Genomic DNA, 20,341 nt, shown 5'->3' with positions numbered 1-20,341 from the left:
ATGCATAACGATGCCGACACCCATGCGGCCAAGCCGGTCAAGCGCGTGGTGATCGCCGGCGGCGGCACCGCCGGCTGGATGGCGGCGGCCGCGGTCTCGAAGATCCTCGGCGGCACGCTGGAGATCAGCCTGATCGAGTCGGAGGAAATCGGCACCGTCGGTGTCGGCGAAGCCACCATCCCGACCCTGAGCACCTTCCATCGCTTGCTCGACATCGACGAGCGCGAGTTCATGGCCGCCACGCGGGGCACGATCAAGCTCGGCATCTCGTTCGAGAACTGGCGCACCCAGCAGCATCGCTACATCCACTCCTTCGGCACCACCGGCCGCGATCACTGGAGCGCCGGCTTCCAGCATTTCTGGCGCAGGGGCCACGAACTCGGGCTGGCCGGCAGTTACGACGACTACTGCGTCGAACTGCAGGCCGCGCTGCAGGGCAAGTTCGCCCATTTGAAGAACTACCGGATGAACTACGCCTATCACCTCGACGCCAGCCTGTACGCGAAGTACCTGCGCGCGATGAGCGAGCGCAACGGCTGCCGGCGCATCGAGGGCAAGATCGTCGAAGTGCTGACCGATGCGGACTCGGGCTACATCACCGCGCTGCGGCTGGAGCGGGGCGAGGTGATCGAAGGCGACCTGTTCATCGACTGCACCGGATTTCGCGCGCTGCTGATCGACAAGACGATGGGCGTGGGGTTCGAGGACTGGTCGCACTGGCTGCTCAACGACAGCGCCATCGCCGTGCAGACCACCTCGGTATGCGATCCGGTGCCCTACACCCGCGCGATCGCCGAACCCTGGGGCTGGCAGTGGCGGATCGCCCTGCAGCACCGCGTCGGCAACGGCATCGTCTATTCCAGCCGCCATGTCGGCGATGAGGAAGCCAAGCAGCGGCTGATGGATACGGTGGACGGCGAGGTGCTGAAGAATCCCTGGCCGGTGTGCTTCCGTCCGGGACGGCGCCTGCAATGCTGGAACCGCAACTGCGTCGCGCTCGGCCTGGCCGGAAGTTTCATCGAGCCGCTGGAATCGACCACCATCCATCTGATCCAGCGCGGGATCACCCATCTGATGCGATCGTTCCCGCAGGTGATCGGCCAGGCCGGTATCGACGAGTACAACACGCAGATGGCCGATGAGCTGCAGCACGTGCGCGACTTCGTCGTGCTGCATTACTACGCCACCGAGCGTCGCGATACGCCGTACTGGGAGTATCTGGCGAACATGGAATTGCCGCAGACGCTGCGCCGCCGCATCGAGCTGTTCCGCGAAACCGGCACGGTGTTTCATGTTCCCGGCGAGCTGTTCGCGGAGAACTCGTGGATTCAGGTGATGATGGGGCAGGGGATCACGCCGAAAACCCATCATCCCACCGCCGACACCATGAGCGAGGCCGATCTGCGGCGGTTCCTCGACGACATCCGCACGCATGTGGAAACCACCGTGCGCATGCTGCCGTCGCATCAGGCTTACCTCGACCAGTATTGCCCCAGCGGTCCGCGCGCCACGGTGTCCACCAGTGTCGCGTGATCGCAGCCGCGCGCGCGGCATGGGCGCTGGGCTGGCCGCGGCGGGGCTGTGTCTGGCGATGAGCCTGGCGCCGGCTGGCGCCGCGCAGTTCCTGCGGGCGCAGGGCCAGCAGATCATCGACGAACAAGGCCGGCCGGTGATCCTGCGCGGCGTCGGCCTGGGCGGCTGGATGCTGCAGGAAGGCTACATGCTGGGCCTCAGCGGCCCGGGCATGCAGCACGCGATCCGCCAGCGCATCGTCGATTTGATCGGCGAGCAGGACACGCAGGCGTTCTATCGGGCCTGGCTGGACAACTACGTCGGCAAGGACGATATCGACTCCGTCGCGGCGTGGGGGTTCAACTCCGTGCGCCTGCCGATGCACTACGAGCTGTATACGCTGCCGCTGTCGAAGGAACCGGTGCCGGGCCAGCAGACCTGGTTGGAAGACGGCTTCAAGCGCACCGACGACTTGATCGCCTGGGCCAAGGCCAATGGCCTGTACGTGATCCTGGACCTGCACGCCGCGCCCGGCGGACAGGGCAACGATCTGAATATTTCCGACCGCGATCCGTCCACGCCGTCGCTGTGGGACGACGCCGGCAACCGCGACAAGATGGTCGCGCTGTGGCGCAATCTGGCCCAGCGTTATCGCGACGAGCCCGCGGTCGCTGGTTACGACATCATCAACGAGCCCAACTGGGGCTTCGCCAGCGCGGCCGACAAGAACGGCTGCGTCGAAACCGGCAACGCGCCGCTGCGCGAGTTGTTGGTGCGCACCACCGCGGCGATTCGCGAAATCGACCAGCGTCATATCGTCATCATCGAAGGCAACTGCTGGGGCAACAACTACCGCGGCGTGCTCGATGCCGGCCCGTGGGACGACAACCTCGTGCTGAGCTTCCACAAATACTGGAACGGCACCGGCCGCGACAGCATCAAGGACCAGCTCGCCCTGCGCGCGCGCTGGAACATGCCGCTGTGGCTGGGCGAGACCGGCGAGAACTCCAACGACTGGTTCACCCGCACCGTGGAAACCATGGAAGGCGAGGACATCGGTTGGGCCAACTGGCCGCTGAAGAAACTGCGCTACAACAATCCGCTGCAGGTGATCGCCAACCCGGGCTATGAGCGGGTGTTGGCGTACTGGGAAGGCAAGGGCCCGCGGCCGAGCCGCGAGCAGGCGCGCGAGGCGTTGATGACCCTGGCCACGCACGACATCCGCATGCAGAACAACGCCCGCCATCCCGACGTGGTCGATGCCTGGCTGCGCGCGCCGCGCGACGATCGCAGCCTGCCGTTCAAGCCGAACCGGATCGCGCGCGATGGCGGCGTGATCGCCGCGGTCGATTTCGACCTGGGCCGCAATGGCGTGGCCTATTTCGATCTCAGCGCCGCCAACGAGAGCGGCAAGCCCGGCGCGCAGTGGAACCCCTCGCAGCTGTATCGCAACGACGGCGTCGATCTGGTCGGCGGCAGTGACGGCCCGCGCGTGGCCGCGATGCAGGACGGCGAGTGGCTCAAGTACACGATCGATGTCGAGGCAGCGGGCGCCTACGTGTTGACCTTGGACGGCTCGCCGGGCGTGCTGCGGGTGAAGCTCAACGGCGATGCGCTGTCGGCGACGTCGACGAATCTACCGCAGCCGGTGATGTTGCTGCGCGGCCGCAACACGCTGGTGATCGAGGCGGTGTCGGGCAAGCCCGATCTGGCGGCGCTGCGGTTGCGCGGAGACAGTCGCTGATGCGCGTGCTTGTCAGCGATATCGGCGGCACCAATGCCCGATTCGCGATGGCGGAACTGGCCCAGGGCGCAGTGCTTTTGCACGACAGCGTGCGCGAGTACCCGGCCGCCGGCTTCGCCAGCGCGGCCGATGCGGCGCGGCACTTCCTCGATGAGCTGGGCGAACGCGCCGACGCCGCGGTGTTCGCCGTGGCCGGGCGCGTGCGGCTGGAGGAAGCGAGCATCACCAATCATCCCTGGCAGATCCGCGCCTCCGAGATCGGCGCCGCGCTGGGTACCTCGCGGGTGGCGTTGATCAACGACTTCGCCGCGCAGGCCATGGCGATCTCGCGTCTGCGCGCGGACGACGTGGTCGCGATCGGCGCGGCCGGCTGGCCGGGGTTCGATCCGCGCCGCGCGCAGACCTTTGCGGTCATCGGCCCGGGCACCGGCTTGGGCGTGGGCGGGCTACTGGTGCGCGACGGACGCTGTTTCCCGCTGGAAACCGAAGGCGGTCACGCCGGTTTCGCACCGTTGCGGCCGCAGGACCTGCGCATCCTGGAATGCCTGATGCGCCGTTTCGGCCGCGTGTCGTGCGAGCGGCTGGTGTCGGGGCCGGGTCTGGTGAATCTGTATGCGTCGGTGTGCGAGGTGGAAGGCGTAGCGGTGGAATCGTTGTCGCCGGCGCAGATCAACGCGCGCGCGGCTTCCGGCGATGGTCATTGCCAGCAGGCGGTGGAGTTGTTCTGCGCGGCGTTCGGCTCGATGGCCGGCGACCTCGTGCTCACGCTCGGCGCCTGGGACGGTGTCTTTCTGGCCGGCGGCGTGGTGCCGAAGCTGCTGGATTCGCTGCAGACCTGCGGCTTTCGCGAGGCGTTCGAAGCCAAGGGCCGCTTCTCGGCCGGGATGGCCGAAGTGCCGTCGTTGGCGGTGGTGCACACCTGCGCCGGCCTGCTGGGCGCGGCCGCGCATGCGGCGGAAACCTACGATCACCGTGCTGCGCCGGTGTTCGCGCAGGTTGCGTCGCAGCCGGTTGCGGACCGCCTCGGCGGGTGAGTGCTGCCGGGCTGCGATCGCCGCTTTTATTCGTTGTTCCCACGAACGCGGCAACGCCGCGTCTTTCGATTTGCTTCCGGCGTCGAATGTCGCTTTCGTACTCATGACTGCGTAGCGAGCGCAACGCGGCCGACGGATTGCCGCGGGATCAAAGCCGCGGCGCCGGCCGGGCAGCGGACGCCAGCCGGTCCGACTGGTTCCTCAAAAATCGACGCAACTGGCTCGCCGCGTCCGCCGGCCGGAGGCTAAGTTAAGCCTGCGCGGTCCGGCGGGCTCGCCGTTCGGTCATGGCCGTCGCGACCCTGCCGAAGCCGCGCCCGTGTCCGGCCGCGCAGCCGTCCCTCCATCCGACCTGGATATCGCAATGCCTCCGCACATCGATACCGCTTCTTCGCGCCATGGGCTGCGCTCGTGGGTTCTGTTGACGCTGCTCGCGATCGTGTCCTGGTCCGGCGCCGGGCCAGCGCGGGCCGAGAGCGGCGACGACTTCGCGCGCCAGGCCGGCGCGCGCGTGCTCGGCCGCGTGGTGCCGCCGCTGGCGCTCACCACCATCGACGGCAAGACCCTCGACCTGGGCGCCCTGCGCGGGCGCAAGGCGGTGTACCTGAAATTCTGGGCGACCTGGTGTGTGCCCTGCCGCCAGCAGATGCCGCACTTCGAACAGGTCCAGCGCCATGCCGGCACCGATCTGCAGGTGGTCGCGGTCAATATCGGTTTCGACGACACCGTCGAGCAGATCCGCGCGTTCCGGCGCGAACTCGGCCTGACCATGCCGATGGTGCGCGACGACGGCGCGCTGGGCGAGTTGTTCGGTTTGCGGGTGACGCCGCAGCATGTGGTGATCGGCAAGGACGGGCGCATCGTCTACGTCGGCCATCAGGTCGATGCGCGCCTGGAGAGCGCTCTGGCGCAGGCGCGCAAGGCGCCGGATTCGGCGGACAGCGGCGCGCTCGCGCAGGCGGCGCCGGCATCGGCCGGCGCGCACGCGACGCCGGCGCTGCGGATCGGCGAGGCGGTGCCGAACTCCGAGCTGAGCAGCCTGGAATCGCATCGGCTGGCGCTGAGCGATCCGGCGCGCAAGCGTTCCAGCGTGCTGGTGTTCCTGTCGCCGTGGTGCGAGAGCTATTTCGCCAAGACCCGCCCGCAGTCCTCGCGCGAGTGCCGCGCCGTGCGCGAGCAGTTGGTCGCGCTGGGGCGCGACCGCAGCGTGCGCTGGGTCGGCGTCGCCTCGGGCCTGTGGGCGTCGGAGCAGGATCTGCGCGAGTACCGCGACCAGCACCGCATCCCGGTGCCGCTGGCGCTGGATCGCGACGGCGCGGTGTTCCGCCGTTTCGGGATCGCGCGGGTGCCGGCGGTGATCGTGGTCGATGCGCAGGGCAAGGTGGCGCGCCGGGTCGAAGTCGGCGAGCGCTCGGGCCTGCCGCTGGATCGATTCCTGTCGCCCGCGCCCGCCGCCGCGGTGCAGGGCGGTCAGCCCTGAGAGCCGGGCCGCGCACTTTGCCCGGCATGGCCGGTAGCCGCCCGAGCGGCCCATCGCTACCTTCGCCCGTGCCCGCGCGCGGGCGAAGCCGCGTCGTGAGCGGCGGCAAGGCCGAATCGATGCACGCCGCACATTTACGGTGGGCCGATCGCTCAAATACGAGGTAAATCAGACACCTTGCCTGTCGCGCGGCTGATCGCCGTGACCGGTTTGACGCTGAGGCTCGTCCGATAGGCCTTACAATCGGCCCCGACTTTCAGCCGGTGCAGGATGAATGAGTCGCGCGGCCCGGCCTGAGCCGTGGCTTCGTCTCGCCGGTTCATTCCCCCTATAAGGAGTTCCCTGAGTGTCCACTTGGCTCGTGACCGGCGGCGCCGGTTTCATCGGCGGCAACTTCGTCCTCGACGCGGTCGGCAAGGGCGTGAAGGTCGTCAATCTCGACGCGCTGACCTACGCCGGCAATCTCGACACCCTCAGCTCGCTGGACGGCAACGCCAATCACGTCTTCGTCCAGGGCGACATCGGCGATGCGGCCCTGCTCAAGCGCCTGCTGGCCGAGCACCGCCCCGAGGCGGTGATCAATTTCGCCGCCGAAAGCCATGTCGATCGCTCCATCGACGGCCCGGCCGCGTTCGTGCAGACCAACGTGGTCGGCACCCTGAGCCTGCTGGAGCAGGTGCGCGATTACTGGAAATCGCTCGACGCGCCCAAGCGCGACGGTTTCCGTTTCCTGCACGTGTCCACCGATGAGGTCTACGGCTCGCTCGGCGACAGCGGCAAGTTCACCGAGACCACGCCGTACGCGCCGAACTCGCCGTACTCGGCTTCCAAGGCGGCGTCCGACCACCTGGTCCGCGCCTTCCACCACACCTACGGCCTGCCGGTGCTGACCACCAACTGCTCGAACAACTACGGGCCGTTCCAGTTTCCGGAAAAACTCATTCCGCTGGTCATCGCCAAGGCGCTGGCCGGCGAGCCGCTGCCGGTGTACGGCGACGGCATGAACGTGCGCGACTGGTTGTTCGTCGGCGATCACTGCGCGGCGATCGCGCGCGTGCTGGAAGCCGGCCGCATCGGCGAGACCTACAACGTCGGCGGCGAGGCCGAGCGTCCCAACCTCACCGTGGTCAAGACCATCTGCGCCTTGCTCGACCAGCGCCGTCCGCTCGCCGACGGGCGCGCGCGCGAATCGCTGATTACTTTCGTCGCCGATCGTCCCGGCCACGACCGCCGCTACGCCATCGACGCGTCCAAGCTGCACAACGAACTGGGCTGGAAGCCGACGCTGAGCTTCGAGCAAGGCATCGCCCGCACCGTGGACTGGTATCTCGATCACCAGCCGTGGGTGCGGCGCGTGCTCGACGGCAGCTACCGGCTCGAACGCATCGGCCAGGCCTGATTCGGCACTAGGGGAACTACGCATGAACCGCAAGGGCATCATCCTGGCCGGCGGCTCCGGCACGCGGCTGTATCCGATCACCCAGGGCATCAGCAAACAGCTGCTGCCGGTGTACGACAAGCCGATGATCTATTACCCGCTCAGCGTGCTGATGCTGGCGGGCATCCGCGAAGTGCTGATCATCAACACCCCGCACGAGCAGGCCTTGTTCAAGAACCTGCTCGGCGACGGTTCGCAATGGGGCATGCGCATCGAATACGCGCAGCAGCCCAGCCCCGACGGTCTGGCCCAGGCCTATCTGATCGGGCGCGAGTTCGTCAACGGCGAGCCCAGCTGCCTGGTGCTGGGCGACAACATCTTCCACGGCCCCGGCCTGACCGCGATCCTCAAGCGCGCCGGCGCGCGCAGCGAGGGCGCGACGGTGTTCGGTTACTGGGTCAGCGATCCGGAACGCTACGGCGTGGCCGAGTTCGACAGCGACGGCCGGGTGATCGGCCTGGAAGAAAAACCGCTGAAGCCGCGCTCGCGCTATGCGGTCACCGGCCTGTATTTCTACGACGGACGTGCCAGCGATTTCGCCGCCCAGCTCAAGCCGTCGGCGCGCGGCGAACTGGAGATCACCGATCTCAACCGCATGTACCTGGACGAGGGCTCGCTGCATCTGGAGCAACTCGGCCGCGGCTACGCATGGCTGGATACCGGCACGCACCAGTCCTTGCTGGAAGCGTCGAATTTCATCGAGACCATCGAAGCGCGCCAGGGCCTGCGCATCTGCTGCCCGGAGGAAATCGCCTTCGGCAACGGCTGGATCGACGCGGCGCAGCTGACCGAACTGGCGCGGCCGCTGGCCAAGAACGGCTACGGCCAGTACCTGCTCGGCCTGATCGAGCGCGGCCCGGTGCCGTAATGCTTATGTTTTTCGCAGAGTAACGAATGAAGATCATCGAAACCGACCTGCCGGGCTGCCTGATCATCGAACCGCAGGTGTTCGGCGATTCGCGCGGCTATTTCTACGAGTCGTTCAATAGCGACAAGCTCGCCAAAGCCGGACTGGACCTGAGCTTCGCCCAGGGCAACGTGTCCTCGTCCGCGCGCGGCGTGCTGCGCGGCCTGCATTACCAGTGGCCCAAGCCGCAGGGCAAGCTGGTCTCGGTGATCGAGGGCGAAGTCTGGGACGTGGCCGTGGACATCCGCCGCGGCTCGCCGCATTTCGGCCGCTGGACCGCGGCCGTGCTCAGCGGCGAGAACAAGCGCCATTTCTGGATACCGGAAGGGTTCGCACACGGCTTCGCCGTGCTCAGCGAGAAGGCGGTGTTCACCTATCTGTGCACGCAGACCTACGACGCCCAGGCCGACGCCGGTTTGCGCTGGGACGATCCGGATCTGGCGATCGACTGGCCGATCAGCGAGCCGACACTGTCGGCCAAGGATCAGGCCACGCCGCTGTTGAAGGACATCGCCGCGGAGCGGTTGCCGGACTACGCGGCATGAAGATTCTGCTGCTGGGCGGCGACGGCCAGGTCGGGTTCGAGCTGCGCCGCAGCCTGGGCGCGCTCGGCGACGTGGTCGCGACCACCCGCAGCGGCGTCTTGAACGACGGCGGCGGCGCCTGCGAGGCGCTGGACTTGGCCCAACTCGAAACCATCGCGCCATTGCTGCAACGGGTGCGTCCGGATTGGGTGGTCAATGCCGCCGCCTACACCGCGGTGGACCGCGCCGAAAGCGAGCGCGATGCGGCCTTCGCCATCAACGCCGCCGCGCCGGCGCGGTTGGCCGAGCTGTGCGCCGGCGGCGGCATCGCGCTGTTGCATTACTCCACCGACTACGTGTTCGACGGCCGCGGCACGCGCCCGTACCTGGACACCGACCCGACCGCGCCGCTGAGCGTCTACGGCCACAGCAAACTCGCCGGCGAACAGGCGATCGGCGCCAGCGGCGCGCGTCATCTGATCCTGCGCACCGCCTGGGTCTACGCCACGCGCGGGCAGAACTTCCTGCGCACGATGCTGCGCCTGGGCGCCGAGCGCGAAGAGCTGCGCGTGGTCGCCGACCAGCACGGCTCGCCGACCCCGGCCTGGCTGCTGGCCGACGCGGCGGCGCGGGTGCTGGAGCGGGGCATCGCCGAATCGGGCGTGCGCCATCTGGTCGCCGCCGGCCAGACCACCTGGCACGGCTTCGCCGAAGCCATCTTCGAAACCGCCCTGGCGCGCGGCCTGATCGCGCGCGCGCCGCGGGTATTGCCGATCACCACCGCCGACTACCCGACTCCGGCGCGGCGGCCGGCGTATTCGGTGCTCGACAGCGGCCATCTGCGGGCCGAGTACGGGCTGAGCGTTCCCGACTGGCGCGATGCGCTGGATGCAACCTTCGATCGGGACGGCTGAATCGGCCGCGACCGGCCAGGCGAATCGCCCGATTGTGCGAGGCCGGTCACGTTGCCTATGATCGCGGCGTAGCGGGCAGGGTGCCTGCGAGCCGGCGGTGAATGGCACTGCCCGGCAACGATCAGGGATAGGGGGCGCAATGGGAATCGGATTCGAACGCAGCCTGCGGATGTGGGCGGCGGCGCTGTGCTGCACGTACCTGGCCGGTCCGGCGATCGCGCAGGCGCAAACCGCCGACGCTGGCGCGTCCCCCGCGACCGCCGCGAGCGGTATCGATGTTGCCGCCTACGCGATCCGCGACAGCTTCAGCGACATCAAACTGTCGCCGACCGGCGCCTACTACGCGGCCACCGTGCCCCTGGAAGACGAGACCATGCTGGCCGTGTTCAAGCGCGATCCGGCGTCGGCCGACGTGCGCAAGGCCAAGGTCGTCGGCCGCTTCCGCCTGGCCAAGGATTACCACGTCTCCGGCTTCATCTGGTCGGCGCCCGAACGCCTGCTGATCAGCATGGCCTACAAGCGCGGCAAGCGCGATCAGCCGATCGAATCGGGCGATATCTACGCCATGAACGCCGACGGCAGCGGACTGGAAGTGCTGATGGGCAGCCGCTCGCTGAAACAGCCCGACGGCAAGACCGTCATGCCGCCCGATCGCGGCGAGCGCGGATTCGCCGCGATCATCGACGATCTGCCGCAAGACCCGGTCAACGTGCTGATCTCGCTGCAGCCCTACAGAAGCGAATACACCCGGGTCGAAAAGCTCGATACCCTTACCGGCACGCGCACGAAGATTTCCAGCGCGCCGATCCGCGATGCGGTGTTCCTCAACGACAACCACGGTAACGTGCGTTTCGCGCTGGGCTACAACCGCGACGGCAAGCGCGAGCTGTATCACCGCGACGCCGGCCAGGGTGACTGGCAACTGCTGCGCGCGGAAGACGACAAGAAGCTGATGGATCTGCCGATCGGCTTCTCCGCCGACGATCGCATCGCCTACATGCGCAGCGAACACGAGAACGGCCCGGATTCGATCACCAGCTTCGATCCGGCCAGCAAGGCCCGCGCCGAGGTCCTGCGCGATCCGGTCTTCGACCCGGCCCGCATCATCTATCGCAACAACAGCCGGATTCCGGTGGGCGCGTTCTTCCTCGCCGACGGCAAACCGCGCACGGCGTTTTTCGACGCCAACTCGCCCGAGGCTCGGCGTTATCGCAGCCTGGAAGCGGCGTTCGCGGGGCAGACGGTACTGCTGAACTCGCAAACGGACGACGAGCGCTGGTCGCTGGTGCAAGTGGCCAGCGACCGCAATCCGGGCGATTTCTTTCTGTTCGACAACACCCGCAGCAACGCCGAGCACGTCGTCAGCCGCCGCAGTTGGTTCGACCCCGCGCACATGGCGCCGAGCCGCGCGATCGTGGTGGCGGCGCGCGACGGCTTGCAACTGCACGGCCTGTTGACCGTTGCGGCGAACACCGGCGCCAAGCCCGCGCTGGTGGTGATGCCGCACGGCGGCCCGTTCGGCGAACAGGACGTGTGGGGCTTCCAGGACGACGCGCAGATGCTGGCCGCGGCCGGCTATGCGGTCCTGCAGATCAACTACCGCGGCTCCGGCGGCTACGGCACCGCGTTCGAGCGCGCCGGCCAGCGCCAATGGGGCGCGAAGATGCAGGACGATCTCACCGACGCCACGCGTTGGGCGATCGCGCAGGGGCTGGCCGATCCGCAGCGAGTCTGTCTTTACGGTGCCAGCTACGGCGGCTATGCCGCGCTGATGGGCGTGGCCAAGGAGCCGTCGCTGTACAAGTGCGCGGTCGGCTACGTCGGCGTCTACGACTTGAACATGATCCAGCGCCAGACCAACAGCCGGCGGGTGATACGCGAGTGGATGGGCGAGCCGGCCGAACTGGAAGCGGCATCGGTGGTGCACATGGCCGACAAGATCAAGGCGCCGGTGTTCCTGGCAGCGGGCGGCAAGGACGAGCGCGCGCCGATCGCCCACAGCAAGAAAATGGAAGCCGCGCTGCGCAAGGCGGGCGTGCCGGTGGAAACGCTTTATTACGAGACCGAGGGCCATGGCTTCTACGCGCAGGAACATCAGCGCGAATTCGCCAGCCGGCTGCTGTCGTTCCTGTCCAGGCATCTGGGCGGACGCACGGCGCAAGCCGCCGCGGCGACTGCGGCGACGGCGAAGAATTGAATCGGCGGATCTTTACGAGCGGTGCCGCGACGGCACCGGAACAACGTTATGGCTAGTCAGAAGGGGACAAGGATGAAGTACTGGGTAGGCGGCATGTTGTTGGCCGCGTTGAGCACGACCGCGGCCGTGGCCGCGGAGGCGCCGGCGGGCATCGCGGCCCCGGCGGCGGCGAGTGCCGCATTGGACATCGACAGCTTCGCCAAGGGCGACACCTTCAGCGACATCAAGCTGTCGCCGACCGGCGAGTTCTTCGCCGCGTCCGTGCCGATGAACGATGAAACCGCGCTGGTGATCTTCACCCGCGAAAACATGAAGCGCACTGGCGTATTCCGCGTCGGCCGGCACAATCACGTGGACGATTTCTGGTGGGTCAGCCCGACCCGCGTGCTGATCAGCATGGCGCAGAAGCTGGGCTCGCGCGACGAGCCGATCGGCACCGGCGAAATCTTCGCCATCAACGCCAACGGCACCGGCGCCGACGTGCTGGTGGGCTATCGCGTGCAGGGCCGCGGCGCCGGCACCCGCATCCAGCCGAAGAAAGTCGAGGACGTGGCCGCGTTCCTGGTCGATGACCTGCCGGCGGAAGAGCGCGCGGTGGTGATCTCGGTACAGCCGTTCAAGGCCGATGCCTATTCGCGCGCCGAGCGCCTGGACACCTTCACCGGCCAGCGCAACCTGGTGGCGCTGTCGCCGGTGCGCAACACTCGCTTCACCACCGACAACGCCGGCGTGGTCCGCTTCGCGCGCGGCTTCGGCACCGACAACGTGCGCAAGCTGTTCTATCGCCCCGGCAACAACACCGAGTGGACCTTGGTCAGTTCCGATGCCGGCGAGAACGGCATGGACTTGCCGATCGGGTTCTCGGCCGACGACAAGACCGCGTACTTCCAGACCGAACACGCGCAGGGCCCGGATTCGATCGTCGCCTTCGACATCGCCACGCAGACGCGCAAGGAAATCCTGCGCGACAAGGTCGCCGATCCGGACCGGATCATCTATCGCACCAACAGCCGGATTCCGGTGGGCGTGTTCTTCGCCGACGGCAAGCCGCGCACGGTGTTCTTCGAGAAGAACTCGCCCGAAGCGCGCCAGTACAAGAGCCTGGAAGCGGCGTTCCCGGGTGATGCGGTGCGCATCACCTCGCAGAGCGCGGACGGCAAGCTGTCGCTGGTGGAGGTCTGGAACGACCGCAGCCCCGGCGATGTGTATCTGTTCGACAACGAGAACAAGCACGCCGCGCACATCATCAGCCGCCGCTCCTGGTTCGATCCGGCGCAGATGGCGTCGGTGAAGCAGGTCGAGTTGAAGGCGCGCGACGGTTTGGCCTTGTCCGGTTTGCTGACCACGCCCAAGGGCGCGGCCGGCAAGTCGATGCCGCTGGTGGTGATGCCGCACGGCGGCCCCTACGGCATCCAGGACCACTGGCAGTTCGACGACGACGCGCAGGTGCTGGCCGCGGCCGGCTATGCGGTGTTGCAGGTCAACTATCGCGGCTCCGGCGGTTACGGCGAGGCCTTCATCCAGGCCGGTCGGCGCGAGTGGGGCGGCAAGATGCAGGACGACGTCACCGATGCGACGCGCTGGGCGATCGAGCAGGGCATCGCCGATCCGGCGCGCATCTGCATCTACGGCGCCAGTTACGGCGGTTACGCCGCGTTGATGGGCGTGGCGCGCGAACCGGGGCTGTACAAGTGCGCGGCCGGCTATGTCGGCGTCTACGACTTGCCGCTGATGCACACCACCGGTGACATCCAGAAGCGTGGCTCCGGCGAGAGCTATCTGCGCGACTGGATCGGCACGCCCGAAGCGCTGGACAAAGTGTCGCCCGCGCGTCTGGCCGGCAAGATCAAGGTGCCGGTGTTCCTGGCCGCCGGCGGCGAGGACGAACGCGCGCCGCAAGTGCACAGCGAGCGCATGGAGAAAGCCTTGCGCGAAGCCGGCGTGCCGGTGGAGTCGCTGTACTACAAGAGCGAAGGCCACGGCTTCTACGAGGAAGCGCACAAGCGCGAGTACTACTCGCGTTTGCTGGCGTTCCTGTCGCGCTCGCTCGGCGGCAAGGTCGCCACCGCGCCGAAGCCGGAAACCAAGCAGTAACCCGCTTGCGCGACGGCCACGGCCGGAAACGAAAACGGCGCCCCGGGGCGCCGTTTTCGTTCGCAAGCCCGGCGCGAACGCCGGCTCACTTCACCCCGTGCATCCAGCGCTTGAGCAGCGGCGACAGCAGCAGGAACAGCACGCCCGAGCCGATGCCGAGCCACATCAGCATCGAGAACAATTCGCCGTACTTCACCGACGCCACCGCCATGTCGATGGTGCCGCCTTCGGGAATTTCGACCGAGGCGATCTTGGCGAACTGCGCGGCCAGCACTTCCGAGAACGCGGTGGCGAGCCAGAACGCACCCATCATCAGCCCGACCACGCGCGCGACCGACAACTGCGTCACCGCCGACAGGCCGATCGGCGACAAGCACATCTCGCCGACTTCCAGGATGAAATACGCTGCGACCAGATACCACACGCTGGCCATTTCGCCGCCGCCGGAAATCTTCGCCGCCGCCATCAACGGCAGGAACGACAGGCCGGCGAAGATCAGCCCCAGCGACATCGTCACCGGCTTGCTCGGATTGCGGCCCTTGCGCGCCAGCCACGGCCACAGCCAGGAAAACAGCGGCGCCAGCACGACGATGAAGAACGCGCCCAGATAGGTCAGCGAACCGGCGGTCTGCGGCACCAGCACCACGTCGTGCGCGGTCGCCAGCGCCAGGCCGATCGCCAGCAGCGCGACCAGACCCTTGGCCAGGCCATTGCGGCCGCGATCACTGGCGACCAGCGCGGCGACCATCAGCGGCGGGCTGGCGGCCATCGAGAACAGCGACCACGGCAGCGTCGGCGAGTACTGGCCCAGGGCCATGCCGAACATGTCCTTGGTCATCAGGCGATCGTTGAAGGTGACCCACGAGCCGTAGGTCTGCTCGTACAGGGTGAAGAAGATCAGCACGGCGAAGATCAGCACCACCAGCGCCAGCATCTGCTCGCGTTGCTCGCGCGTGCACTGGCGGGCGATGAAGCCGAAGAACCAGATCAGGAACACCAGCAAGGTCGCCAGCATGATGCCCAGCGCCGCGGTGAAGCTGATCGCGCCGAGCTTGATGGTGATCTGCGAGGCGAACTGGATCGTTCCCCACAGCACCAGCACGCCGCCGACGCTGCCCAGATAAATCCACACCTCGCGCGACAGGCCATTGACCTTCTCGCGCAGCTTGGCCGGATCGGCCGGTTCGGCGTGGCCGCGCAGATAGCGCTGGCCCCACAGGAACATCGCCAGGCCCGCGATCATGCCGATGCCGGCGGCGCCGAAACCGTATTTCCAGCCGTAGGTTTCGCCCAGGAAGGCGCAGATCAGCGCCGAGAACAGCGCGCCGACGTTGATGCCGGCGTAGAACAGGGTGAAGCCCGAATCGCGGCGCGGATCGTTGAGTTCGTACAGCTTGCCGACGATGGTGGAGATGTTCGGCTTGAGGAAACCCACGCCGGCGATGATCAGCGCCAGCGACAGATAGAACACCTGCAGCGCGGTTTCGTCGCGCACCGCCACGCCGTTGACCATCTTCGCCGCGTGGCCTTCGTAAGCCATGCCCAGATGCCCGAGCACCAGCAGCACGCCGCCCAGCACCACCGCCTTGCGCATGCCCAGGTAGCGGTCGGCGAGCAGGCCGCCGATCACCGGCACCGCGTAGACCAGGCCGCCGTAGGCGCCGATGAGGTCATAGCCGGCGTCGTCGCTGAACAGGTGGTACTTCAGCAAGTACAGCAGCAGCAGCGCTTTCATTCCGTAGAACGAGAAGCGCTCCCACATCTCGGTGAAGAAGCACACGTACAGGCCCTTGGGGTGGCCGAGGAAGTCGTCATTGCGCGGGGCGGCGGGCGCCTGGATCGAAGCGGTGCTGGCTGCGGGCACGATCGGGTTCTCTGCGGTCCCTGGGATGGGCCGGGAGGCGGGAGTATAGGGCGATGGGGCGGGCGGCCCTCATCCGGCCTGTCGGCCACCTTCTCCCGTGAACGGGAGAAGGGAGACCTCGCGTTTACGTCTCATGCTCAGGTCTTCAATCTTCTGCGCGTGCTTATAGCTCCCTCTCCCGCTTGCGAAAGAGGGCTGGGGTGAGGGCCGCCTTGCCGCGTTTCCCCCAATCCCCCGGAAAAACCCGCTGCAACCGCCTTCGCCGGGGTTTTGCCCAATCCCGCTTTTTGCCGCACTGCACTTTTACAGCGGCCCGCGGCGGATGCGATCATCGGCGGATTGCGTGGCGCCCGGCCCCTGGCGGCCGGCTCCGCACATACGCTGCCGCATATGCCCGATCACCCGCGATGGAGACGCCGATGGCCTCGTCCGCACAGCCACAATTGACCTTCCGAGCCGTCCTGCTATCCGTCTTCCTGGCGGTGATCCTGGCTGCAGCCAATGCCTACCTGGGCCTGTTCGCCGGCCTGACCATCGCCACCGCGATCCCGGCCGCGGTGATCTCGATGGGCGTGCTGCGCCTGCTCGGCGGCGGCACCATCCTGGAAAACAACATCGTCCAGACCGGCGCTTCGGCCGGTTCGTCCATCGCCGCCGGCGTGATCTTCACCATCCCGGCGCTGGTGATCCTGGGCTACTGGCAGGACTTCCGTTACTCCTGGGTGCTGGCCATCGCCGGCCTCGGCGGCCTGCTCGGCGTGCTGTTCTCGGTGCCGCTGCGCCGTTCGATGATCGTCGAAGACCCGCTGCCCTTCCCGGAAGGCAAGGCCGCGGCCGAAGTGCTCAAGGCCGGCGAGAATCCCGGCCCGGGCCTGAAGATCCTCGGCCTGGCCGGCGGCATCGGCGCGCTGGTCAAGCTGGCGGCCGAAAGCGGCCTGCGCGTGATCCCGGACAACGCCATCGTCTCGGGCTGGATGGGCAAGTACCTGGGCTTCATGGGCACCAACCTGTCGCCGGCGCTGCTCGGCGTGGGTTACATCGTCGGCCTCAACGTCGGCATCGTGGTGTTGTCCGGCAGCGTGCTGTCGTGGCAGTTCGCCATTCCGATCTATCACGCCTTCTTCCTCAACTCCGATCCCGAGCTGGCCGCGCGCATCGCCGACGGCAGCGCCGAAGCGATCGGCCGCGCGATCTGGTCGGCCAAGGTGCGCTACCTGGGCGTGGGCACGATGCTGATCGGCGGCGTGTGGACGCTGTTCTCGCTGCGCAAGTCGCTGCTGTCGGGCGTCAAGAGCGGCCTGGCCGCGGCGCGCAAGGGCAGCAGCGGGGTGGTCGCCGAAACCGACCGCGACTTGCCGATGAAGTGGATGCTGATCGCGTTGGTCGCCTTCGTCATGCCGCTGATGCTGCTGTATCAGGCCATCGTCGGTAACTGGTTCGTCAGCGTGCCGATGACCATCATCATGATCGTCGCCGGGTTCCTGTTCGTGTCGGTGTCAGCGTATCTGGCCGGCCTGATCGGCTCGTCGAACAATCCGGTTTCGGGCATCACCATTTCGACCATCCTGTTCGCCTCGGCGGTGCTGGTGCTGATGCTCGGCCGCGACTCGCCCATCGGCGCGGTCGCCGCGATCATGATCGGCGCGGTGGTGTGCTGCGCGGCGGCGGTCGGCGGCGACAATCTGCAGGACCTCAAGGCCGGCTACATCGTCGGCGCGACGCCGTGGAAGCAGCAGCTGATGCTCGGCATCGGCACGTTCTCGTGCGCGCTGATCATGGCGCCGATCCTCAACCTGCTCGCCGCCGCCTACGGCATCGGCGCGCCCACCGCCGAGCATCCGAACTCGCTGGCCGCGCCGCAGGCGACGCTGATGGCGTCGGTCGCCAAGGGCATGTTCGGCGGCGAACTGCCGTGGACCATGATCGGCATCGGCGCCGGCATCGGCGTTGTGATCATCGCCTTCGACGAATGGCTGAAGTCGCGCAAGTCCAAGTTCCGCGTGCCGGTGCTGGCCGCGGCCATCGGCATCTACCTGCCGCTGGAACTGATGGTGCCGATCTTCCTCGGCGGCGTGCTGTCGCATATCGTCGGCCGCCGTCGCGGCCTGACCAAGGACAGCGATGAGGCCGAGGTCGATCGCGTGCATCGCCCCGGCACCTTGTTCGCCGCCGGCCTGATCACCGGCGAGGCTTTGATGGGCATCGCCATCGCCTTCCCGATCGTGATCTCCACCCGCGCCGACGTGCTGGCGCTGCCCGAGATCTTCCACTTCGGCGCCCGCACCGGTCTGCTGGTGTTGGCGGTGGTGGTGGGGATGTTCTATCGCAGCAGCCGCAACGCGCCGGTATCCAAGATCTGATTCGAATCGACGGCCCGGCGCGACGCCGGGCCGTTCGTCTTTCCGTCCCGTGCTCTTCGCCGCCTCGCGCGGCCCACGGCACATCCGATAACGCAAGAGGTTTCGCCATGACGCCACGCCACGCACTTCTGCCGTTGGCCCTGACCCTGGCCTGCGCATCCGCGCCGGCGTTCGCCCTCACCCCGGCGCTCGCGCGCGGCCTGGAAGCGCGCGATCTGGCCAGCCTGGACCGTTACTCCTCGCCGACCTTGTCGCCCGACGGCCGCCAGCTGGTGTTCACCAAGCGCGTGGTGGATTTCGGCGCGAACAAATCCTCGACCTCGCTGTGGATCGAAGACCTGTTCGCGCGCGATGCCGCGCCGCCCAAGCGTTTGACCCCGGAAGGCTGGAACGTCAATTCGCCGACGTTTTCCACCGACGGCAAGACCGTGTATTTCCTCAGCAGCAAGGGCGGCAGCTCGCAGCTGTACGCGCTGCCGCTGAGCGGCGGCACGCCCAGGCAGATCACCGCGTTCGACGGCGACGTCGGCGGCTATCAGCTCTCGCCCGACGGCAAGCGCCTGGCCTTCAATGCCGAAACCTACGTCGAGTGCGCAGCCGATCTGGCCTGCACCAAGAAGAAGTTCGACGCGGCCGAGAAGAGCAAGGCCAGCGGCAAGGTCTTCGACCGCATGTTCGTGCGTCATTGGGATGCGTGGAACGACGGCCGCCTTAATCGTCTGTTCGTGACCGATCTGCCGGCGGCGGGCAAGACAGTTTCGTCGGCACGGTTGGTCAGCGGTGAAGTGATCGGCGATGTGCCTTCGCGTCCGTTCGGCGACAGCAGCGAATACACCTGGTCGCCCGACAGCCAGTCGCTGGTGTTCAGCGCGCGCAAGGCCGATGCGAAGGAGCCGTGGTCGACCAACTTCGATCTGTATCTGGTCGGCGCCGACGGCGGCGCGGCCAAGAACCTGACCGCGGCCAATCCCGCCTGGGACACCGGCGCGGTGTTCAGCAAGGACGGCAAGACCCTGTACTACCGCGCGATGAAGCGCCCGGGCTTCGAAGCCGACCGCTTCGGCCTGATCGAACTGGATCTGGCCAGCGGCAAGTCGCGCGAGATCGCGCCGCAGTGGGATCGCTCGGCCTCGGGCATCGTCTTGTCCGACGACGGCAAGACCATCTACACGACCACCGAAGACCTGGGCCAGCAGCCGTTGTTCGGCGTGGAGATCGCCAGCGGCAAGGCGAGCCTGCTGATCGGCGACGGCACCGTGGGTTCGGTGGCGCTGGCCGGCAAGACCCTGGCCTTCACCCGCAACAGCCTCAAAAGCGGCGACCAGATTTTCGTCGGCGGTCTCGACGGCGCGCCGCAGCGCGCGATCACGCCGAACGCGGGCGAGCTGCTGCCGGGCGTGAAGTTCGGCGAGTTCGAACAATTCGACTTCAAGGGCTGGAACGGCGACACCGTGCACGGCTACGTGGTCAAGCCGTGGAATTATCAGGAAGGGCAGAAGTATCCGGTCGCGTTCCTGATCCACGGCGGCCCGCAGGGCAGCTTCGGCAACGGCTGGAGCTATCGCTGGAATCCGCAGACCTACGCAGGCCAGGGCTATGCGGTGGTGATGATCGACTTCCACGGCTCCACCGGTTACGGCCAGGCCTTTACCGATGCGATCAGCCAGCACTGGGGCGACCGTCCGCTGGAAGATTTGCAGAAGGGTTGGGCGGCGGCGCAGAAGAAGTATTCCTTCCTCAACGGCGACAAGGCCTGCGTGCTGGGCGCATCCTACGGCGGCTTCATGGTCAACTGGATCGCCGGCAACTGGAGCCAGCCGTGGAAGTGCCTGGTCACCCACGACGGCGTGTTCGACCAGCGCATGATGGGTTACGCGACTGAAGAACTGTGGTTCACCGAGTGGGAGCAGGGCGGCACGCCTTACGAGAAGGCGGCCAGCTACGAGAAGTTCAACCCGGTCAATCACGTCAAGGACTGGAAGGTGCCGATGCTGGTGATCCACGGCCAGCAGGACTTCCGCATTCCGGTCGAGCAGGGCCTGGGCGTGTTCACCGCGCTGCAGCGCCAGGGCATCGAGTCGAAGTTCCTGTATTTCCCGGATGAAAACCACTGGGTGCTCAAGCCGCAGAACAGCGTGCAGTGGCACGACACGGTCAATGGCTGGTTGAAGCAGCACATCGGCCAGTAACCACAGTTCCCCCTTTGCTTGTGCCCCTCGCTTGTTTCCCCCCTTTGAAAAGGGGGGGTAGGGGGGATTTGCTTTTGCCGCACG

The 20,341-nt window shown here is 67.2% G+C and carries 13 protein-coding genes; 12 read left to right on the top strand and 1 reads right to left on the bottom strand.

Annotated elements, in window-relative coordinates; all coding sequences use genetic code 11:
• The 10 genes from AB4Y92_RS05970 to AB4Y92_RS05925 all read left to right on the top strand — a co-directional run bounded on the left by AB4Y92_RS05970 (position 1) and on the right by AB4Y92_RS05925 (position 13,844).
• Entirely contained in the window at positions 1 to 1,533 is a 1,533-nt protein-coding gene (locus tag AB4Y92_RS05970) for a tryptophan halogenase family protein (RefSeq protein ID WP_441818789.1), read from the top strand.
• On the top strand, positions 1,523 to 3,256 hold the full coding sequence (locus AB4Y92_RS05965; RefSeq protein ID WP_441818788.1) for a cellulase family glycosylhydrolase: 1,734 nt from the start codon (positions 1,523 to 1,525) through the stop codon (positions 3,254 to 3,256). The genes AB4Y92_RS05970 and AB4Y92_RS05965 overlap by 11 nt, the downstream gene beginning before the upstream one ends.
• The gene (gene glk, locus AB4Y92_RS05960) at positions 3,256 to 4,290 is read left to right on the top strand and encodes a glucokinase (RefSeq protein WP_441818787.1); all 1,035 of its coding nucleotides are present in this window, start codon (positions 3,256 to 3,258) and stop codon (positions 4,288 to 4,290) included. Before AB4Y92_RS05965 ends, glk begins: the two co-directional genes overlap by 1 nt.
• 364 nt (positions 4,291 to 4,654) lie before the next feature.
• Positions 4,655 to 5,770 carry a TlpA family protein disulfide reductase gene (locus AB4Y92_RS05955; protein ID WP_441818786.1) on the top strand — a complete coding sequence of 372 codons (1,116 nt, stop codon included), beginning with the start codon at positions 4,655 to 4,657 and terminating at the stop codon, positions 5,768 to 5,770.
• Positions 5,771 to 6,116: 346 nt separating this feature from the next.
• The gene (gene rfbB, locus AB4Y92_RS05950) at positions 6,117 to 7,169 is read left to right on the top strand and encodes a dTDP-glucose 4,6-dehydratase (RefSeq protein ID WP_441818785.1); all 1,053 of its coding nucleotides are present in this window, start codon (positions 6,117 to 6,119) and stop codon (positions 7,167 to 7,169) included.
• Positions 7,170 to 7,191: 22 nt separating this feature from the next.
• Positions 7,192 to 8,076 (top strand): glucose-1-phosphate thymidylyltransferase RfbA, encoded by an 885-nt coding sequence (gene rfbA, locus AB4Y92_RS05945; RefSeq protein WP_441818784.1) that lies wholly within the window; start codon positions 7,192 to 7,194, stop codon positions 8,074 to 8,076.
• A 26-nt stretch (positions 8,077 to 8,102) separates the two neighbouring features.
• Positions 8,103 to 8,660 (top strand): dTDP-4-dehydrorhamnose 3,5-epimerase, encoded by a 558-nt coding sequence (gene rfbC / locus AB4Y92_RS05940; protein ID WP_441818783.1) that lies wholly within the window; start codon positions 8,103 to 8,105, stop codon positions 8,658 to 8,660.
• The gene (gene rfbD, locus AB4Y92_RS05935; RefSeq protein WP_441818782.1) at positions 8,657 to 9,553 is read left to right on the top strand and encodes a dTDP-4-dehydrorhamnose reductase; all 897 of its coding nucleotides are present in this window, start codon (positions 8,657 to 8,659) and stop codon (positions 9,551 to 9,553) included. Before rfbC ends, rfbD begins: the two co-directional genes overlap by 4 nt.
• Before the next feature lie 139 nt (positions 9,554 to 9,692).
• The gene (locus AB4Y92_RS05930; RefSeq protein WP_441818781.1) at positions 9,693 to 11,750 is read left to right on the top strand and encodes an alpha/beta hydrolase family protein; all 2,058 of its coding nucleotides are present in this window, start codon (positions 9,693 to 9,695) and stop codon (positions 11,748 to 11,750) included.
• Positions 11,751 to 11,843: 93 nt separating this feature from the next.
• Positions 11,844 to 13,844, top strand: coding sequence for an alpha/beta hydrolase family protein (locus AB4Y92_RS05925; RefSeq protein WP_441818827.1), 2,001 nt, complete (start codon positions 11,844 to 11,846; stop codon positions 13,842 to 13,844).
• An 85-nt stretch (positions 13,845 to 13,929) separates the two neighbouring features.
• On the opposite strand, the gene AB4Y92_RS05920 is transcribed toward AB4Y92_RS05925, so the two are convergent.
• Positions 13,930 to 15,708, bottom strand: coding sequence for a peptide MFS transporter (locus AB4Y92_RS05920; protein ID WP_441818780.1), 1,779 nt, complete (start codon positions 15,706 to 15,708; stop codon positions 13,930 to 13,932).
• A 419-nt stretch (positions 15,709 to 16,127) separates the two neighbouring features.
• Between AB4Y92_RS05920 and AB4Y92_RS05915 the strand changes: the two genes are divergently transcribed.
• Positions 16,128 to 18,068: an OPT family oligopeptide transporter gene (locus tag AB4Y92_RS05915; RefSeq protein WP_441818779.1), complete on the top strand. Its 1,941-nt coding sequence runs from the start codon at positions 16,128 to 16,130 to the stop codon at positions 18,066 to 18,068.
• Between the two features lie 107 nt (positions 18,069 to 18,175).
• On the top strand, positions 18,176 to 20,257 hold the full coding sequence (locus AB4Y92_RS05910; protein ID WP_441818778.1) for a prolyl oligopeptidase family serine peptidase: 2,082 nt from the start codon (positions 18,176 to 18,178) through the stop codon (positions 20,255 to 20,257).
• Positions 20,258 to 20,341 lie beyond the last annotated feature (84 nt).

The organism is Lysobacter sp. TAB13, assembly GCF_052113885.1.
Classification (GTDB): domain Bacteria; phylum Pseudomonadota; class Gammaproteobacteria; order Xanthomonadales; family Xanthomonadaceae; genus Lysobacter; species Lysobacter gummosus.
This window is presented reverse-complemented; position numbering and strand designations above follow the sequence as displayed.

Bases quoted from the DNA above. Each gene is read 5' to 3' on its own strand.
- AB4Y92_RS05970 (WP_441818789.1), top strand. From the start codon at position 1: ATGCATAACGATGCCGACACCCATGCGGCCAAGCCGGTCAAGCGCGTG.
- glk (WP_441818787.1), top strand. From the start codon at position 3,256: ATGCGCGTGCTTGTCAGCGATATCGGCGGCACCAATGCCCGATTCGCG.
- AB4Y92_RS05955 (WP_441818786.1), top strand. From the start codon at position 4,655: ATGCCTCCGCACATCGATACCGCTTCTTCGCGCCATGGGCTGCGCTCG.
- rfbA (WP_441818784.1), top strand. From the start codon at position 7,192: ATGAACCGCAAGGGCATCATCCTGGCCGGCGGCTCCGGCACGCGGCTG.
- rfbC (WP_441818783.1), top strand. From the start codon at position 8,103: ATGAAGATCATCGAAACCGACCTGCCGGGCTGCCTGATCATCGAACCG.
- rfbD (WP_441818782.1), top strand. From the start codon at position 8,657: ATGAAGATTCTGCTGCTGGGCGGCGACGGCCAGGTCGGGTTCGAGCTG.
- AB4Y92_RS05930 (WP_441818781.1), top strand. From the start codon at position 9,693: ATGGGAATCGGATTCGAACGCAGCCTGCGGATGTGGGCGGCGGCGCTG.
- AB4Y92_RS05925 (WP_441818827.1), top strand. From the start codon at position 11,844: ATGTTGTTGGCCGCGTTGAGCACGACCGCGGCCGTGGCCGCGGAGGCG.
- AB4Y92_RS05915 (WP_441818779.1), top strand. From the start codon at position 16,128: ATGGCCTCGTCCGCACAGCCACAATTGACCTTCCGAGCCGTCCTGCTA.
- AB4Y92_RS05910 (WP_441818778.1), top strand. From the start codon at position 18,176: ATGACGCCACGCCACGCACTTCTGCCGTTGGCCCTGACCCTGGCCTGC.